Below are 16887 nucleotides of genomic sequence, written 5' to 3' on the forward strand. Positions count from 1 at the left end.
AGGCATAAGCCGTTAAGGCACAAGCGCTGGAATCTCAGGGGGCGAAGGTTCTGGATATCAGCTGAAGATAGGCTTCTGCTAAGCAAGAGGTGTGCCAGGGAAAAAGCCGCGAGAAAATTCAGTGTAAGGGGGATCGCCGTCGACGCGGCAGGGAGATGTTGAGGCGCCGTAGGCGAGAGACAAAGGTGGAACGGTTGACCCCGGCCGATTCCGCCGCCCAAGTCAAGTTCATCCGGTGCTGGTCTAGGAGATAGGCTACATAATCGCGCTCCACCTCCTCCCAGGTGCGCTGGCCAAAATCCAATCCCCCCGCCTGCGTCGGTATGATTCTTGGCTGTGGGGTTCCCCCCTCCTGCCCTCCCGCAGTCAAGGCCAGAAAGGACTGCGGGAGATCGGCGCAACCAATCTCCTCCTGATTGCAGATCACCGTGAGGTACTTAGCCAGGTTTCCCAGCTCCCGAATATTGCCGGGCCATGGGTAGGCGAGCAGCAGCGCCAGCACCTCACTGCCCGCCCGTTTCGGCGCGATTCCGTTTTTAGCCGCCTCACGCCGCAGAAAAAGCTTGAACAGCAGGAGGATATCCTCCTGCCGATGGCGCAGGGGCGGCAAGGCGATGGGCAGAACCGAGAGGCGGTAGAAGAGATCACGGCGGAAGGATTTTTCCGCAACCATGTGTTCCAGGTCGCGGTTGGTCGCGGCAATAAGACGTACGTCGACCCAGCGCGTCTTCGTACTGCCCAGCGGCTTAATCTCATTGCCCTGAATCACCCGCAGCACCTTGGCCTGGAGCTCGATGGGCATATCGCCGATCTCGTCCAGGAACAGGGTCCCGCCTGAGGCGGCCTCGAACAGTCCTTGCTTGTCCTTGACTGCGCCGGAGAAGGCGCCTTTTTTGTAGCCGAAAAGCTCGCTCTCCAAAAGCGTTGCCGGGATGGCGCTACAGTTCTGCACCACAAAGGGCTGCTCTCGGCGGGGGCTCAACCGATGCAGGCGGGTGGCGACCAGCTCCTTGCCGGTGCCGGATTCGCCGGTGATCAACACCGGGTAATCGGTGGCCGCGTAGCTGGTCAGGGTAGCCACCACCTGCTGGAAGGCAGCGCTCTGGCCCACGACCAAATCATCCTCCTTGAGCGCCTCGATTTCACTCTGGAGCAAACGGCTCACCCCCACCTGCCGCTCGTACTCCAGAGCGTTGGACAGGGCCACAGAGCCAATATTCACCAACTCCTGCAGAAAGGCGAGGGTCTCTTTTTCAAGGTTGATTGTGGAGTGCGCGGGGTTGGTGTCGATGATCTCCACCGCGCCGTACACAGTGCCGCCCTTCAGTAGGAGCGGGAAGGCGAGGATGAGGCTGCTCTTGATGGCAAGATCCGCCTCAATGGCCTGAAAATGGCGCGAGTCGCCATCGGGCCGGGAGAGGGCCATCTTGCCGGTTTCGATCACCCAACGCACCAAGCTTTTCGATTCCGGGGGCAAACATACCCCCTTCACCTTATCGCTCTCGATTCCTTCTGCCTCGAGACAACAAAAACCCTCCTCCCGCCGGATCCAGATCGATCCACGGTCCACGTTCTGCAACCGAAGCAAGGCCCGCAAAAATTTGCGCTGCAGAGCCTGCGGGTCCATTTCATCGGAAAAGGATTTGAAAAGTTCAACCAAGGATTCTTTCATATTTGCACCATAACACTATTTAGTCGAAATATAATCCAAAATGACTAAATATAATCACCCAACCACAACTATTGTCTTGCCCATAAAAAAAAGCCGAACCAGCAGAACTGCGCCGGCACGGCCTTGAACTTTTCGTCATGAACGAAAACTACTCGGCAGCCGCCGCCTGCTCCCGGCCCGCCTTGAGATCCGCCCCTTCCAGGAAACGGTGAATGGACTCCGCTGCTTCCTTGGCCTGAAAGACCGCCTTGGCCACGGTCTGGGGCCCGAGTACCGCGTCGCCGGCGGCAAAAACCCAGTCCACCGAGGTCTGCATGGTGATCTCATCCACCACATAGGTGCCCCAGCGGGTCATGGCGAAATCGAGCCCGGACCCGGCGGTGGGGTCCACATCCTGACTGATGGCCGGGATGATGGCGTCCGCTTCGAGCATGAAGTTGGAACCCTCAATCACCTCCGGTCGGCAACGACCTGAGGCGTCACACTCACCGAGTTTCATCCGCAGGCATTCGATCTTGGTCAGCCGGCCGCCCTCGCCGTGGATCTTCACCGGCGCGGCCAACATCTCGATGCGCACCCCTTCCTCCTCCAGATGATGGATCTCGGCCTGGGCCGCAGGCATCTCCGCCTTGGTGCGGCGGTAGAGGATGAAGACCTGATCGGAACCGGTCCGAAGCGCGGTGCGCGCACAGTCGATGGCCACGTTGCCGCCACCCACTACCACCACGTTGCGACCGAGATTAAGCTGCTCGCCAACATTGACCCTCCGGAGATAATCGACCCCGTGCAGCACACCCGTAAGCTCCTCCCCCTCGACCCCAAGCTTACGACTGGCGTGCGCCCCTGGGCCGAGGAAGACTGCGGCAAAGCCCTCATCCTTGAGATTCTGCATGGTCTTGTCCCGGCCGATGGTGACGTTGTTGACCATGGTAACCCCACAGTTTCGCAGAGCGTCGAATTCCGCCTCGATGATCGACCTTGGCAGACGGTAGGCCGGAATTCCCACCGCCAGCATACCGCCGGAAACCGGCAGGCTCTCGAAGATGGTGCAGTGGTACCCGAGGTGGGCGAGGTAATAGGCCACCGACATCCCGGCCGGCCCGGAACCGACAATGGCCACCTTTTTATCCTTGGGCAGGGCACAGGTCTGTAGCAGATTCTTGTTGTTGGCCACCATCCAATCAACGATGTAACGCTCGAGCATGCCGATAGCCACCGGCTCACCCTTTTTCCCCCGGATGCAGTGTCCCTCGCATTGAAATTCATGGGGACAGACCCGGGAGCAGATGGCGGGAAGCGAGTTGGTCTCGCGATCAAGCCAGTATGCCTCCTCGATCTTGCCTTCCCGCAACAGCCGGATAAAGCCGGGGATATCGTTGTGGACGGGGCAACCTTCTCGGCATTTTGGTTTTTTGCATTGCAGGCACCGCTCCGCCTCAAGCTGGGCAGCCTTAGCCTCATAGCCGGAGACAACCTCGTCAAAATTGGTGATCCGCCCGGCAACGGGCAATTCCCGTGAAAATTGACGGGAAATGTTCATCCTCTCTTTTGCATCCATCACTGCCTCCTACCCGGAAAGTTGAACCCCTCGGTACAAGTACCGATATTTATCGTAATAACGACAGGTTAGATCATAATTCGTATTTACTCTGTTTTCAAACGCATTTCATGCATAAATTCTCTTTCCCGCCAATCGACTTGCCTCAAAAAAATGGCTATCACGCAGCCTTTTTTCCGGAGGGGAAAAATACAGGCCCAATTGGCTTTCGCCACGCCAATTGAGCCTTGACAATTCAAGGGATATCCCGCAAGCTAGGGCAATACTCTTGCAACCATCAGCTAAAAAAACGTGAGCGGACATTCATGAAAGCAGAATTCATTAATCCATTTTTAACTGCCGCCAAAAATGTTCTGGAAACCATGGCGCAGACCCAGGTAACTCCGCAAAAGCCCCGGTTGAAAGACGGCACCACCTCGTATGGCGAGGTCACCGGCATTATTGGCATGACCTCCGAAGAGATCACCGGCTCCATGATCGTGAGTTTTACGGAAAAATGCATCCTGAAAATTGTCGCCAACATGCTGATGGAAGAGCCCAAGGAGAAGATTGACGATGAGGTTATTGACGCTGTCGGCGAACTGACCAATATGATCTGTGGTGGCGCCAAGGCCCAGTTGGCCAAGCTCGATCACAAGTTCGCCCTGGCCACCCCCAACATGGTCGTTGGCAAGGGGGTGGAAATTTCCTATTACTCCAAGGCGCCAACCATTGTCATCCCCTTTGAAACAGCAGTTGGTTCCTTTGTTGTTGAGGCGAATCTCAGCGAAAAGCAGTAAGGTTTCTCTTCCCCATTATCAGACAAAAAAAAGCCGCTCGTTGCCGAGCGGCTTTTTCATTACTATTGTTTCCCTTCTTCTCAGGAAGCCTTGCGTTTCTCGGCAACCTTAAGCCGACTCAAGGCCCTTTGCAAGGCAGCCTCGGCCCGGGTTCGATCAAATTTTTCCTTCTGGGCCTGCGCTTCCGCCAGCCGTTTTTCCGCCCGTTCCTTGGCCCGCATCGCGCGCTCGACATCAATATCTGTCCCGCGCTCCGCAGATTCAACAAGAAAGGTCAGCTTGTTATTGGACACTTCACAAAACCCGCCACTCACCATCAGGGTTTCTTCCTGAGCTCCGGTCTTGTAGGTCAGAACACCTGTCTTGATCGTACTCAGAAAAGGCGCATGGTTGGCAAGAACACCAAACTCACCGCCGTAGCCGGGAGCGGTGACAATGTCCACCTCCTGGCTCACTACAGCCCCTTTGGGAGTTACCACTTCCAACTTTAATTTTTCAGCCATGGGTAATCCTCAAGTCCTCACCGACCCCGCATGGGGCCGGCGAGTCAGTCAAATCCTTAAGCAGCGGCCTTCTCTTTATTGGCCTTCTCAACCGCCTCTTCAATGCTGCCGACCATGTAGAAAGCGATCTCGGGCAGCTCGTCGTGCTTGCCTTCCAGGATTTCTTTAAACCCGCGAACCGTGTCGGCAACCTTAACGTATTTCCCGGCCATGCCGGTAAAGGTCTCCGCGACGGTGAAGGGCTGGGACAGGAAGCGCTGAATTTTCCGGGCGCGAGTAACCAGGGTCTGGTCCTCTTCGGAGAGCTCGTCCATACCCAGAATGGCGATGATATCCTGCAGGTCTTTGTATTTCTGGAGGCTGGTCTGCACGCCACGGGCTACCAGATAATGCTCTTCACCCAAAACATTGGGATCGAGAATCCGGGAGGTGGAATCCAGGGGATCAACAGCCGGGTAGATACCAAGCTCGGCGATCTGCCGGGAAAGAACAACGGTTCCATCCAGATGCGCAAAGGTGGTGGCCGGAGCCGGATCGGTCAAGTCGTCCGCCGGTACGTAAACGCACTGGACCGCGGTGATGGATCCCTTGTTGGTGGAGGTGATCCGCTCCTGGAGGGCACCAAGGTCGGTGGCCAGGGTGGGCTGATAACCAACCGCCGAAGGAATACGGCCAAGAAGCGCGGAAACCTCGGCGCCGGCCTGGGTGAAACGGAAGATGTTGTCAACGAAGAAGAGCACGTCCTGGCCCTCTTCATCACGGAAGTACTCTGCCGCAGACAAGCCGGTCAAAGCAACACGAGAGCGGGCTCCGGGAGGCTCGGTCATCTGGCCGTAAACCAGGGCGGCCTTGGGGAGAACGCCGGATTCTTTCATCTCATGGTAGAGATCGTTTCCTTCACGGGTCCGCTCGCCAACCCCGCAGAATACCGAGATACCGCCGTGATGCATGGCGATGTTATTTACCATCTCCATCATGATAACGGTCTTACCGCAACCGGCGCCGCCGAACAGCCCCATCTTGCCGCCACGGGGGAAGGGAACCAGCAGGTCGATAACCTTGATGCCGGTTTCGAGAACATGCACCTCGGTGGACTGATCGGTAAAAGCAGGGGCAGCACGGTGAATGGTGCGCATCTTATCGGAGGCAATGGGCCCCATGCCATCAACCGGGCGACCGACCACGTTCATGATCCGGCCCAAAGCAGGAGCGCCGCAGGGGATCTCAATGGGCTTGCCGGTATCCGTGCATGCCTGGCCGCGAACCAGACCGTCGGTCTGATCCATGGCAACACAGCGAACAACATTGTCGCCAAGATGCAGGGCAACCTCGATGACTAGGTTCCCAGGCACATCACTGATACCCAGATTGTTGACCAGGAGAGCGTTCATGATCTCCGGCAGGTTGTCCGGCTCAAACTCAACGTCTACAACAGGTCCGATGACCTGAACAATTTTACCAACTCTTGCTTCACTCATTGAAAAGCCTCCTCAGCTAGTACTTACATTGACAATCTATGACAGCTGAATGAATCAGCCTGATTTCACCTGGTTACTTCAATGCCTCGGCACCGCCGACAATATCCATCAATTCCGCGGTGATGCCAGCCTGCCGCGCCTTGTTGTAAATCAGGGTCAGGCTGTGGATGATATCCTTACAGGCGTTGGTGGCGTTATCCATGGCGCTCATCCGGGCGGCATGCTCGCTGGCGCTGACTTCAAGCATGGCATGGTAGACCATGACATTCATGTAGAGCGGCAGGAGCACTTCCATGATTTCCTCGGTGCTCGGCTCATAGATGTAGGAACCAGCAGCCGAGGAAGTTGCCCCCACTGCGGCCACGGTATCCGGCTGGATAGGCAGGAACATCTGCTCTGCGGGACGCTGCACGGCAACGCTCTTGAATTTCCCGTAAACAATCCGGACTTCATCGCTGTCACCGGAGAGAAAATTTCCGGCAATATCCTGGGCAATGGTCCTGGCATTGTACATCTGGAAGGTACCCATCAAGTCGGTGTACCGCTGCCGAACCTTACCGGTTTTCCGGAAATAGCTGGCGCCCTTCTTGCCGACGCACACCAAGGAAACCTTCTTGCCCTGGGCCTCAAAACCAGCAATCAGCTTATCGGTCATCTTCAGGATATGGGCGTTAAAACTTCCACACAGGCCACGATCCGAGGTGACCACGAGGATCTCCACGGTTTTGACCTCACGCTTCTCCATGAGGGGAAACGCGCCGGAATCCATGGCCGAAGATAGATTGCCCATGGCCGCGTTGAACTTCTCGGCATAGGAACGAAAATCTTCCATCTTCTGCTGCGCCCCACGAAGCTTGGCCGCGGCAACCATGTTCATGGCCTTGGTGATCTGGGCAGTTTTCTTCACCCCACCAATCTTTGTTTTTACATCTTTTAGGCTCGGCATGAGACCTTACCCCCCTTATTTAAGGCCCTTGGCAGCCTTGAAAGATTCCCCGAAAGCCTGCAGAGTCGTCCTGATCTTCTCTTCCAGGGCGGCATCAATGGCTTGCTTTTCTTTCAGGTCATCATAGATGCTCGGCTGGTTTTTCTCAATATGGGCATAGAGCTGCTGCTCATACTCCGCCAGGCTGTCAATGGGCAGGGTGTCGAGATAACCGCGGGTACCGGCGAAAAGGATGCAGATCTGTTTTTCCATGGGCAGCGGCTGATACTGGGGCTGCTTCAGGATCTCAACCAGACGGGCGCCACGGGTCAACTGCGCCTGGGTGGCGGCGTCCAGATCGGAACCGAAGCCGGCAAAGGCGGCGAGCTCGCGATACTGGGCCAGATCCAGACGAAGGGTACCGGCAACCTGCTTCATAGCCTTAACCTGGGCAGCACCACCGACGCGGGATACGGAAAGGCCGACGTTGATCGCAGGACGAACACCGGCGAAGAACAGGTTGGGCTCAAGGTATACCTGACCGTCGGTGATGGAGATAACGTTGGTCGGGATAAAGGCGGAAACGTCACCGGCCTGGGTCTCGATGATGGGCAGAGCCGTTAAAGAACCGGCGCCCAGGGCATCGTTTACCTTGCAGGACCGCTCCAACAGGCGGGAGTGGTTGAAGAAAATGTCGCCGGGGTACGCTTCACGACCGGGCGGACGACGAAGAAGCAGGGACAACTCCCGGTAGGAAACCGCCTGCTTGGAAAGATCGTCATAGATGATCAGCGCGTGCTGGCCATTGTCACGGAAATACTCGCCCATAGCGCAACCGGCAAAGGCGGCGACATACTGCATGGGCGCCGGATCGGAGGCGCAGGCTGCTACCACGGTGGTGTATTCCATGGCGCCATGTTTACGGAGCGCCTCAACTACCAGGGCCACCGTTGATTTCTTCTGGCCGATGGCCACATAAACACAATGCACATCGGTGTATTTCTGGGCGATGATCGCGTCAACGCAGAGGGCGGTCTTGCCGATCTGACGATCGCCGATGACCAGTTCGCGCTGACCGCGGCCAACCGGGGTCATGGCGTCAACCGCCTTGGCGCCGGTGTAACAGGGCTCGTGCACGGACTTTCTGGCGATAACGCCGGGTGCCAGTACCTCAATCTTGGAGCTGTGTTTGGCATTGAGCGGACCCTGGCCGTCAATGGGGGTGCCCACGCCGTCAACGACGCGGCCTTCCATCTCGGGGCCGACGGGAACCTCGGCAATACGGCCGGTCCGTTTGACGGTGTCGCCTTCCTTGATCTTCCGCACGTCGCCAAGAAGCGCACAACCGACGTTGTCCGCCTCAAGGTTCAAGGCGATGCCCAAGACGCCGCCGGGAAACTCCAGCAGCTCCATGGCCATGCACTTCTCAACCCCGTACACACGAGCGATACCGTCACCAACGGAGATTACGGTGCCGGTTTCACTCAGATCAACTTTACTTTCGTAATCCTTGATCTGCCCCTTAATGATTTGACTGATCTCTTCGGCTTTGATCTGCATTTGTCTTATACACTCCCCTTAATGGATTCTTTTAAACCAGCCAGCTGTGATTTGATGCTTCCATCGAGCACCAGATCACCGACCTTGGCCACAATCCCGCCGATAATGGACGGATCGATTTGTGCCGTAAGGACGACTTGCTTGCCGGTTATTTTTTCCAATGTTGCCTTAACCTTTGCACTGAGTTCGGGGGTCAGCTCCATGGCCGAAACCACCGTCCCCTGACACATATTGTTATCCGCATCGACCATCGCCTGAAATACCGCGGCGATGTCGGGCAGGATATTCGCCCGTTTTTTCTGCACCAGCAGCTTGAAAAAATTACCCAGAACCTGGGAAACCTGCATGGAGGTGAGAAGATGCTCCATGACCTTCTCCCGCGCCTCAACCGGATAGAGCGGGTTGGTCAGGGCATCGGCCACCTCGGGCATCCCGACAAAGAGCTCGGCCATGGCATTGAGGGTCTTGGTGAACTCCGCGAAGGCATTGCCTTCCTTGCCAACCGCAAACAGCGCCTTGGCGTATCGTTTGGCTAATACTGTGTTCTTCACTGAATACCTCCCACCTTATCAAGAGACAGCTCAACCATCCTGCTCTGATCCGCAGGCTGAATATTCTTTTTGACCAACTCTTCCGCCAGCAGCACGGCTTGCTCGGCAATCTCACCCTTCAGCCTGGTCTTGGCCAGGGCAAGCTCATGGGCCACCGCCATCTCCGCCTGCCGCTTGATGTCCCCGGCATTGCGTTCGGCATCGGTAATGATCCGTGCCTTCTCTGCCTCCCCCTGCTTGACCGCCTCGGTGATGATACTGTTCACCTCTTCGTCGAGCCTGGCAAGTTTGGCTTCGGCTTCTTTGTACATCTGCTCTGCTTCGGCCTTGCGGGACTCCAAGGCCTCGAGCTGATCCTTGATGCCTTCCCGCCGACTGCTCAAGCCTTCGGAAAAAGGCTTCTTCAGAAAAAACACCAAAATAAAGGCTAAAGCGGCGAAATTTAACGCCCGATACAAAAGATCCATCCATTTTGCTTTGGGAATACCCGCCTCGTGTCCGCCAGCCTCACCAGACGCATAGGCAACAGCTACGCACGCCAACATCATCAGTAGCGCTCCGGCAACGGCTCCGGCTTTTTTCCAGTTCTTATTCTTCATTTACAGAGCCCTCCCCAAAACCTTGCCCGCCATCTCGCTGGCAAAACCAGAAATCTGGCCCTGCAACTCGGACTGGGCCGCGGCAAACTGCTTTTCTATTTCGGCAAGCTGACCGCTCTTCTGCGCGTCAACCTCCTTGCGGATCCCGGCCAGTTTTTCCGTGCTTTCCGCAAGGGCCGCATTGCGGGCCGTCTCGTACTCTTTTTTGGCCCTGATCCTGGCATCCTTCATCTTCTGACCAAACTCATCAAGACGCAACACCGTGTTCTTCTTGAATTGATCAATGCCCTCATCAAGGCCGGTGATCTTCTTCTGCCGCTCTTCGATAATCGAACGGATCGGTTTGTACAAGACTGCATTCAAGACGACAATAAGCAAGAGCATATTGACAATCTGAATGAGCATGGTCAGGTCGATGGTAATCATTACTGGCCCCCGTTTTTCTTTACAATTTATATGTGAAAAATTCTTGGTATGTACGCATGAAATGAATGCCTGTTCATTAACAATTGAACGGTTCTAATCGAATTTTTTTGGCCTGTCAATACATTTCCCCGCTGCTTTTTTTCCCGTTTTTCCCTGGGTATTTCTACGGAAAGAGAACCCAACAGGTTGTTGATATTCATTGTTACGAGGACGCTTTGGCTCCCTGGCCGATGATGATGCCAGGCACCGCCGAGAGCGCCTCCGGCAATTTATCCGCCATGGTCCCCCCGGCCTGGGCCATGTCGGCTCGCCCGCCCCCGCTGCCGCCCACCATGGCGGCCACCTCTTTGACAATCCGGCCGGCATGGAACCGGCTGCTCAGATCCTTGGTGACCATGGCCAGCAGGCTCACCTTGCCTTCAAAGACGCCGCCTAAAACAGCAATACCGCTGCCCAGTCCGTCCCGCACCTTATCACCGACCTCTCGCATGGTTTTCGGTGAATCCATGGCGATCTGGGCGATCACCACCTTCACCCCTTCGATCTCCTGGGCGTTGCCGAGCATGGACTCCAGATCATTGACGGAAAGATCCGCGGTCAACCGGCTCACCTCCCGTTCCAATTCTTTCTGCCGGGCCAACATTTTTTCAAGCTTGCCGGCCAGTTCCTCCGGGGTGGTCTTGAGTTTGGCCGCCAGCATGCCCAGCTGCGCCTCAATCTGCTGGAACCGCTCCATGGCGCCGGGTCCGGTGACCGCCTCGATCCGCCGTACCCCGGCGGCGATGCCGGTTTCGCTCAGGATCTTGAACAGACCGATCTCCCCGGTTGCCCCCACATGGGTCCCGCCGCACAGCTCCTTGCTGATCTGCCCCACGGAAACAACCCGGACTTGTGTCTCATATTTCTCGCCGAACAGGGCCGTGGCGCCGCCACGGATGGCCTCCTCCCGGTCAAGCACCGCGGTGGACACCTGGGCATTACCCCGGATCCCCTCGTTGACAATCTTTTCCACCCGACCAATCTCCTCGCGGCTGAGAGGGGAAAAATGGGTGAAATCAAAGCGGAGCCGCTGCGGATTGACCAGGGAGCCGGCCTGCTTGACATGCTCGCCCAACACCTCGCGCAAAGCGGCCTGCAAGAGATGGGTGGCGGTGTGATTGTCGGCCGTGCGCTGGCGCCGGCCTTCGGCCACCTTGAGCTCGACGGTCTCACCAAGGGCGAGGCTGCCCTCGATAACCTCGGCCTGATGGAGAATGAGCCCATCCCCAACGGCCACGGTATTTTCCACTCGAGCCTTGCCCTGCGGCCCGATGATCATGCCCCGGTCCCCGCTCTGCCCGCCGGACTCGGCGTAAAACGGGGTTTCCGGGCAAACCAGGGAGATCTGCTCCCCGGTGCCCGCCTGCGCAATACTCTCCCCGCCCCCGCTCACCAGGCCGCTGATGGTGGCTTGGTGGTGCCGCGTCTCATAGCCGACAAACCGGCTGCGCAACCCCTTGTCCAGCAGGGCGCGAACCCCCGGCCCCATTTCGGCCAGCGAGGTAGCTTTCCAGGATTTCTTGGATTGATTGCGCTGCACCTCCATGGCCGCGTTGAATCCGGCCTCATCGGCCAGCATGCCTTTTTCAATGGCGATATCCTTGACGATATCCACGGGAAAACCAAAGGTGTCGTAGAGCTTGAAGATGAATTCCCCTGCCACCACCTTCTGACCCGCCTCCTGCAACCGCTTCATCTCCTGGTGGAGCATGGCCAGGCCATTGTCCAGGGTTTCCAGGAAGCGCACCTCCTCGTTGTACACCACCTTGGCCAAGAGCTCCCGCGCCCCATGGAGATGGGGATAGGCCTCGCCCATCTCGGCGATGACCGCCTCGGTGACTCCGGTCAAAAAGGGTTTTTTCAACCCCAGCGAGCGGCCGAAACGGATGGCCCTCCGCATGATCCGGCGGAGCACATAGCCCCGCCCCTCGTTGGAGGGCAAGACCCCGTCGGCCACCAGAAAGGTGGTGGCCCGGCTGTGGTCGGCGATGACCCTTAAGGCCGTGTTGATTGCCGCATCCTTTCCGTACTTCACCCCGGCGGCATCGGCGATGGCCGCGATGATCCCGGTAAAAAGATCGGAATCGTAGTTGGTGAATTTCCCCTGGGTAACGGCGGCAATGCGTTCAAGGCCCATGCCGGTGTCGATACTCGGCTTGGGCAGCGGGGTCAGGGTGCCGTCCTCGCTCCGATTGAACTGCATGAAGACCAGGTTCCAGATCTCCAGGAAACGGTCGCAGTCGCAGCCGAGCTTGCAGTCGGGCTTGCCGCAGCCCGCCTCCACGCCCTGGTCGATGTGGATCTCCGAGCAGGGACCGCAGGGGCCGGTATCGCCCATGGCCCAGAAGTTGTCCTTTTCCCCCATCCGCACGATGCGGCCCTGGGGCAGCTCCTTGACCTTTTCCCAGAGGCCGAAGGCCTCGTCGTCGTCGTCAAACACCGAAACCCAGAGCTTTTCCGGGGGGAGCCCTACTTCCTTGGTGAGAAAATCCCAGGCATAATGGATGGCGTCTTTTTTAAAATAATCGCCAAAGGAAAAATTGCCGAGCATCTCGAAAAAGGTATGGTGGCGCGCGGTATAGCCGACATTCTCCAGGTCGTTGTGCTTGCCGCCTGCCCGCACACAGCGCTGACAGGTTGCGGCCCGCGTGTAGTCGCGCTTGTCCTCGCCCATGAAAACCCGCTTGAACTGAACCATCCCGGCATTGACGAAGAGCAGGGTCGGGTCATCATGGGGCACCAGGCCTGAGCTTTCCACCACCGTATGGCCCTTGTCGGCAAAGTAGGCCAAAAATCGCTTGCGTATCTCGTTTCCGGTCATTGGTACATTCCTTCAAATTACAGAAGCGGAACGCTTCCGCATTCCGCTTCTTAAAAAAATATTTCCTTCCTAACTCAGGTCAATCGGCGGCCACAGCCTTTACAACAGCCTTTGCCACCGGTCCTTTTTCACCCATCAGGGGCAAACCATACCCGAGGCGCACCTTTCTTTCAAGATCATCGCACAGCTCCGGATGCTCCTTCAAGAAGAGCTTGGAGTTCTCCCTGCCCTGACCGATGCGCTCGCCGTTATAGGAGTACCAGGCCCCGCTTTTCTCGACAATATCCTGGGCCACGGCCAGGTCGAGCAGATCCCCGACCTTGGAGGCGCCTTCTCCATAAATGATGTCGAACTCCGCCTCCTTAAAAGGCGGCGCCATCTTATTTTTCACCACCTTGACCTTAGTCCGGTTGCCGATCACCTCCAGCCCGTCCTTGATCGCGGCCTGGCGCCGGATATCGAGCCTGAGCGAGCTGTAAAACTTGAGGGCGTTGCCGCCGGTGGTGGTTTCCGGATTCCCGAACATGACCCCGATCTTCATCCGGATCTGGTTGATGAAGATGATCGCGGTGTTGGTGCGCTTGAGCACGCCGGTGAGCTTGCGCATGGCCTGGGACATGAGGCGGGCCTGGAGGCCGACGTGGGAGTCGCCTGCGTTGCCGTCGATCTCCGCCTTGGGCACCAGGGCCGCCACCGAGTCCACGACAATGACGTCCACTGCGCCGCTGCGGATAAGGATCTCGACAATCTCCAGAGCCTGCTCGCCATAGTCGGGCTGGGAGACCAAAAGATCGTCAACCTTGACCCCGAGGCGCTCGGCATAGCCGATGTCCAGGGCATGCTCGGCATCGATGAAGGCGGCACTGCCTCCGGCCTTCTGGGCCTCGGCGATGATATGCAGGGCCAGGGTGGTTTTGCCGGAAGACTCCGGCCCGTAGATCTCCGTAATCCGGCCGCGGGCCACGCCGCCGACCCCGGTGGCAATGTCGATGCTCAGGGTACCGGTGGAGATAACCGATACCGCCTCCCGCTCGTCGGTGCCGAGGCGCATGATCGAGCCCTTGCCGAACTGCTTCTGGATCTGGAAAATCGCGGTATCAAGGGTTTTGTTCTTATCTTCGGCAATGGCCATGTTGTCAGTCTCCCTAGGTATGATGGACTCGCAAAAAAAAGAAAAAGGTCACAGGTCCGTAACACAAATTCAAAGAGTTCCAAGGCAATAACTGTTGTAATCGCGGTCTTGTTGCGATTTCAACAAGTAGGATGAATTATCGTCGGTTCGTTTTACACTGTCCGTCAGCCATTATCAAGACCAAGCTATCAAGACCAAGCAGGTGGCGGCGCAACAGATCAAGCCCGGTCTGGCCGGCCAGAGCCTGCACCTGCCCGCGGTCTCCGGAAAAATGAAAGAGAAAGGTCTGGGTTTTCTCCGGGCTGGCCAGGCCGAAATAGACCGTGCCCACCGGTTTGTCTTCCGTGCCGCCGGTAGGTCCGGCAATGCCCGTTACGGCAAGGGCATAATCAACGGGGGTCACCCGCCGCATCCCCTCGGCCATGGCCCGGGCACACTCCGCGCTGACCGCGCCGGACCGCAGGAGGATCTCCCGGTTGACTCCGAGCAGCCGCTCCTTCAGGGCATCGCTGTAAGCGACCACCCCTCCGACAAAATAAGCGGAACTCCCGGCAATCTTGGTCAGGGTATGGCCGATGAGTCCGCCGGTGCAGGATTCCGCCACGGCCACCGTCTGGCTGCGCTCGACAAGCAGACTTCCCACCACGCCCTCCAGGGTGTCGCCCCCGGAACCATAACAGCAATCGCCGAGAAAGGTCACCACCTGCCCGTCGTATTTGGCAAAGATTGCCTCGGCTTCCTGGCTGGAGGCTCCGGTAACGGTCAAACTGACATGCACCTCGGGAAACACGGGATAATAGCCGATCCGCACCCGCGGGTCGCGGCCCTCCAGGTGGGCCAGCTTCCGGTTGATTTCCGACTCGGCCAATCCCACCACCTTGTACACCTTCTGGCGCACCTGGCGGACCTCCTCGCCTTCCCAGACAGCCAGCCGGGTGATCACCGTTTCCAGGAGCAAATCCTTCATCTCCTGCGGCACCCCGGGGAGAAAAAAGATGGGCTTGCCGTCTTGGACCAAAAAATACCCGGCCATCTTTGCTTCCGTGTGCAGGGCATGGGCGCCGGCCGGCAACCAGGCCAGTTTTTCCAGGGAGATCTGCTGACCGGAGGGCAGGCTCTTGCCATGCGCCTGGATTTTCTTGAGTATTTCAGGATAAAAGGTGGCGGGCCGGGCAAGGGCCGAAGAAACAGCGGCATTGGTCAGATCATCGGTGGTCGGGCCTAAGCCCCCGGTGACAACAATAAAATCCGCCCGTTGCAAAGCCCGTTGCAGGGTGCGGCCAATGACCTCCGGGTCATCCCCGATGGTGGTCATGGCCAGAATCTCGTGCCCTGCGGCAAAAAGATGGCTGGCCGCAAAGTAGCTGGTGGTGTTCAGCACACTCCCGGAGGTGAGCTCATCGCCGATGGCGATTATTTCTCCAAGCATGACGGTCTCGTAAAAAAAGAAAAAAGTTTTTCAGCCACGAATCATCAATCAGACAATCCGACCCAGCACCCCGTCACCGGTGAGTTCTTCCAGGCGCACCGTGACCAGTTGATTCACTAGGGTGTTATCCCCCTCAAAGGAAACCGGGATGTAATTTCCGGTATAGCCCCGCAACAGACATCCCTTCTTCCGCCGTTCCACCAGGATTTGCCGGGTACTGCCCAGATGACTTTGGTAAAAGGCGGTCCGTTTTTTATGATGCAAATCCCTCAGAAGCGCAACCCTTTCCTCCTTGGCCGCCTTGGGAACCTGATCAGGCAGGGTGGCGGCCGGGGTTCCCGGCCTTCTCGAGTAGGGGAAGACATGGAGATAGCTCACCGGCAGCGATTCGAGCAGGCGATAGGTGTTGCCAAAGGCCTCCTCATCCTCGCCGGGAAAACCGACCAGCACATCCACGCCAATGGCCACATCGGGCAGACGGGCCACACTCTGTTCCACCACTTTGGCAAAGGTGGCGGCGGGATAGCGGCGGTTCATCCTCTTGAGTATCCGGTCATCCCCGCTCTGCAAGGGGATATGCAGATAGGGCATGATTGCCGGCGTTTCGGCCATGAGGGTCAACAGCGCCTCCGTGATCTCGGTCGGTTCCAGCGAACTCAAGCGGTAACGCACCGGCAGGTTTTGGGCGACAAGCAGGGCCAGCAATTCGCGCAGATTGGTCTTGGCGGCAAAATCCTGACCGTAATGGCCGAGATGGATGCCGGTGAGTACCTGTTCCTTGTACCCCTGGGCGGCAAAGATTTCGGCCTGGGCCACCACCTTGTCCGGGGCAAGGCTCCGGCTGCGGCCCCGGGCATAGGGCACGATGCAGTAGGTACAGAAGCTGTTGCAGCCGTCCTGCACCTTGAGGTAGGCCCTGGTCCTCCCCGCCCCAAAGCTGGTGACGGTGAGGGGGCAGATCTCTTTTTGCCCGGCGAGATCGCCCAGGTGCATTTCCAGATCGCAGTGCCGGTCGGCCAGGGCCACATCCACCAAGCGGTGCTTACAGCTGTTGCCCACAATGCAGATGGGGCTGTCGGCGATCTCGAGAATCTCCTCGGCGGCAATCTGCGCGTAACAGCCGGTCACGATCAACCGGGCCTCGGGGTTGGCGCGCAAGGCCTGGCGGATCAGCTGGCGCGACTGGCCCCCCGCCCTGGCCGTCACCGCGCAGGTATTGATGATATAGATCTCTGCCGGATGGGAAAAAGGGACCAGCTCCACCTCCCGCCCTGCAAGCTCGGAAAGGAAGGCGGCCGATTCAAACTGGTTGACCTTGCAGCCGAGGGTGGTGACGGCAATCTTTTTTTTGTTCTGGCCTTTGATATTCATGCCTGTGCCATACTGTGTTTGCTGCAGAGTTGCAACAACAAGGA

General features: G+C 57.7%; 14 protein-coding genes. 1 reads left to right on the top strand and 13 read right to left on the bottom strand.

The window, feature by feature from the left end; all coding sequences use genetic code 11:
- Window positions 1–118 precede the first annotated feature (118 nt).
- Window positions 119–1672 (bottom strand): sigma 54-interacting transcriptional regulator, encoded by a 1554-nt coding sequence (locus ACZ46D_RS10440; RefSeq protein ID WP_464927375.1) that lies wholly within the window; start codon window positions 1670–1672, stop codon window positions 119–121.
- 148 nt (window positions 1673–1820) lie between these two features.
- Window positions 1821–3230, bottom strand: a complete 1410-nt coding sequence (locus ACZ46D_RS10445) for an NAD(P)-dependent oxidoreductase (protein WP_464927376.1) — start codon at window positions 3228–3230, stop codon at window positions 1821–1823.
- 305 nt (window positions 3231–3535) lie between these two features.
- Between ACZ46D_RS10445 and ACZ46D_RS10450 the strand changes: the two genes are divergently transcribed.
- Window positions 3536–4009 (top strand): chemotaxis protein CheX, encoded by a 474-nt coding sequence (locus ACZ46D_RS10450; RefSeq protein ID WP_464927377.1) that lies wholly within the window; start codon window positions 3536–3538, stop codon window positions 4007–4009.
- 80 nt (window positions 4010–4089) lie between these two features.
- Here the strand turns inward: ACZ46D_RS10450 and ACZ46D_RS10455 are convergent, their stop codons facing one another.
- The 11 genes from ACZ46D_RS10455 to mtaB all read right to left on the bottom strand — a co-directional run bounded on the left by ACZ46D_RS10455 (window position 4090) and on the right by mtaB (window position 16843).
- The gene (locus ACZ46D_RS10455; RefSeq protein WP_464927378.1) at window positions 4090–4512 is read right to left on the bottom strand and encodes a F0F1 ATP synthase subunit epsilon; all 423 of its coding nucleotides are present in this window, start codon (window positions 4510–4512) and stop codon (window positions 4090–4092) included.
- 56 nt (window positions 4513–4568) lie between these two features.
- Entirely contained in the window at window positions 4569–5990 is a 1422-nt protein-coding gene (gene atpD / locus ACZ46D_RS10460; RefSeq protein ID WP_464927379.1) for a F0F1 ATP synthase subunit beta, read from the bottom strand.
- 73 nt (window positions 5991–6063) lie between these two features.
- The gene (gene atpG / locus ACZ46D_RS10465) at window positions 6064–6936 is read right to left on the bottom strand and encodes an ATP synthase F1 subunit gamma (protein ID WP_464927380.1); all 873 of its coding nucleotides are present in this window, start codon (window positions 6934–6936) and stop codon (window positions 6064–6066) included.
- A gap of 15 nt (window positions 6937–6951) precedes the next feature.
- Window positions 6952–8475 (bottom strand): F0F1 ATP synthase subunit alpha, encoded by a 1524-nt coding sequence (gene atpA / locus ACZ46D_RS10470; RefSeq protein ID WP_464927381.1) that lies wholly within the window; start codon window positions 8473–8475, stop codon window positions 6952–6954.
- Between the two features lie 5 nt (window positions 8476–8480).
- On the bottom strand, window positions 8481–9026 hold the full coding sequence (locus tag ACZ46D_RS10475) for a F0F1 ATP synthase subunit delta (protein ID WP_464927382.1): 546 nt from the start codon (window positions 9024–9026) through the stop codon (window positions 8481–8483).
- Window positions 9023–9625: an ATP synthase F0 subunit B gene (locus ACZ46D_RS10480; RefSeq protein ID WP_464927383.1), complete on the bottom strand. Its 603-nt coding sequence runs from the start codon at window positions 9623–9625 to the stop codon at window positions 9023–9025. The genes ACZ46D_RS10475 and ACZ46D_RS10480 overlap by 4 nt, the downstream gene beginning before the upstream one ends.
- The gene (locus ACZ46D_RS10485) at window positions 9626–10051 is read right to left on the bottom strand and encodes an ATP synthase F0 subunit B (RefSeq protein WP_464927384.1); all 426 of its coding nucleotides are present in this window, start codon (window positions 10049–10051) and stop codon (window positions 9626–9628) included.
- A 202-nt stretch (window positions 10052–10253) separates the two neighbouring features.
- Window positions 10254–12911, bottom strand: a complete 2658-nt coding sequence (gene alaS / locus ACZ46D_RS10490; RefSeq protein WP_464927385.1) for an alanine--tRNA ligase — start codon at window positions 12909–12911, stop codon at window positions 10254–10256.
- Between the two features lie 79 nt (window positions 12912–12990).
- Window positions 12991–14037, bottom strand: coding sequence for a recombinase RecA (gene recA, locus ACZ46D_RS10495; protein WP_464929283.1), 1047 nt, complete (start codon window positions 14035–14037; stop codon window positions 12991–12993).
- Window positions 14038–14179: 142 nt separating this feature from the next.
- Window positions 14180–15472: a CinA family nicotinamide mononucleotide deamidase-related protein gene (locus ACZ46D_RS10500; protein ID WP_464927386.1), complete on the bottom strand. Its 1293-nt coding sequence runs from the start codon at window positions 15470–15472 to the stop codon at window positions 14180–14182.
- Window positions 15473–15520: 48 nt separating this feature from the next.
- Window positions 15521–16843, bottom strand: a complete 1323-nt coding sequence (mtaB, locus tag ACZ46D_RS10505) for a tRNA (N(6)-L-threonylcarbamoyladenosine(37)-C(2))-methylthiotransferase MtaB (RefSeq protein WP_464927387.1) — start codon at window positions 16841–16843, stop codon at window positions 15521–15523.
- Between the last annotated feature and the right edge of the window lie 44 nt (window positions 16844–16887).

This window comes from Thiovibrio sp. Mzg5 (assembly GCF_055379285.1).

Coding starts and splice junctions, on each gene's coding strand:
- ACZ46D_RS10440 (WP_464927375.1), bottom strand. CDS start 1,672: ATGAAAGAATCCTTGGTTGAACTTTTCAAATCCTTTTCCGATGAAATG.
- ACZ46D_RS10445 (WP_464927376.1), bottom strand. CDS start 3,230: ATGGATGCAAAAGAGAGGATGAACATTTCCCGTCAATTTTCACGGGAA.
- ACZ46D_RS10450 (WP_464927377.1), top strand. CDS start 3,536: ATGAAAGCAGAATTCATTAATCCATTTTTAACTGCCGCCAAAAATGTT.
- ACZ46D_RS10455 (WP_464927378.1), bottom strand. CDS start 4,512: ATGGCTGAAAAATTAAAGTTGGAAGTGGTAACTCCCAAAGGGGCTGTA.
- atpD (WP_464927379.1), bottom strand. CDS start 5,990: ATGAGTGAAGCAAGAGTTGGTAAAATTGTTCAGGTCATCGGACCTGTT.
- atpG (WP_464927380.1), bottom strand. CDS start 6,936: ATGCCGAGCCTAAAAGATGTAAAAACAAAGATTGGTGGGGTGAAGAAA.
- atpA (WP_464927381.1), bottom strand. CDS start 8,475: ATGCAGATCAAAGCCGAAGAGATCAGTCAAATCATTAAGGGGCAGATC.
- ACZ46D_RS10480 (WP_464927383.1), bottom strand. CDS start 9,625: ATGAAGAATAAGAACTGGAAAAAAGCCGGAGCCGTTGCCGGAGCGCTA.
- ACZ46D_RS10485 (WP_464927384.1), bottom strand. CDS start 10,051: ATGATTACCATCGACCTGACCATGCTCATTCAGATTGTCAATATGCTC.
- alaS (WP_464927385.1), bottom strand. CDS start 12,911: ATGACCGGAAACGAGATACGCAAGCGATTTTTGGCCTACTTTGCCGAC.
- ACZ46D_RS10500 (WP_464927386.1), bottom strand. CDS start 15,472: ATGCTTGGAGAAATAATCGCCATCGGCGATGAGCTCACCTCCGGGAGT.
- mtaB (WP_464927387.1), bottom strand. CDS start 16,843: ATGAATATCAAAGGCCAGAACAAAAAAAAGATTGCCGTCACCACCCTC.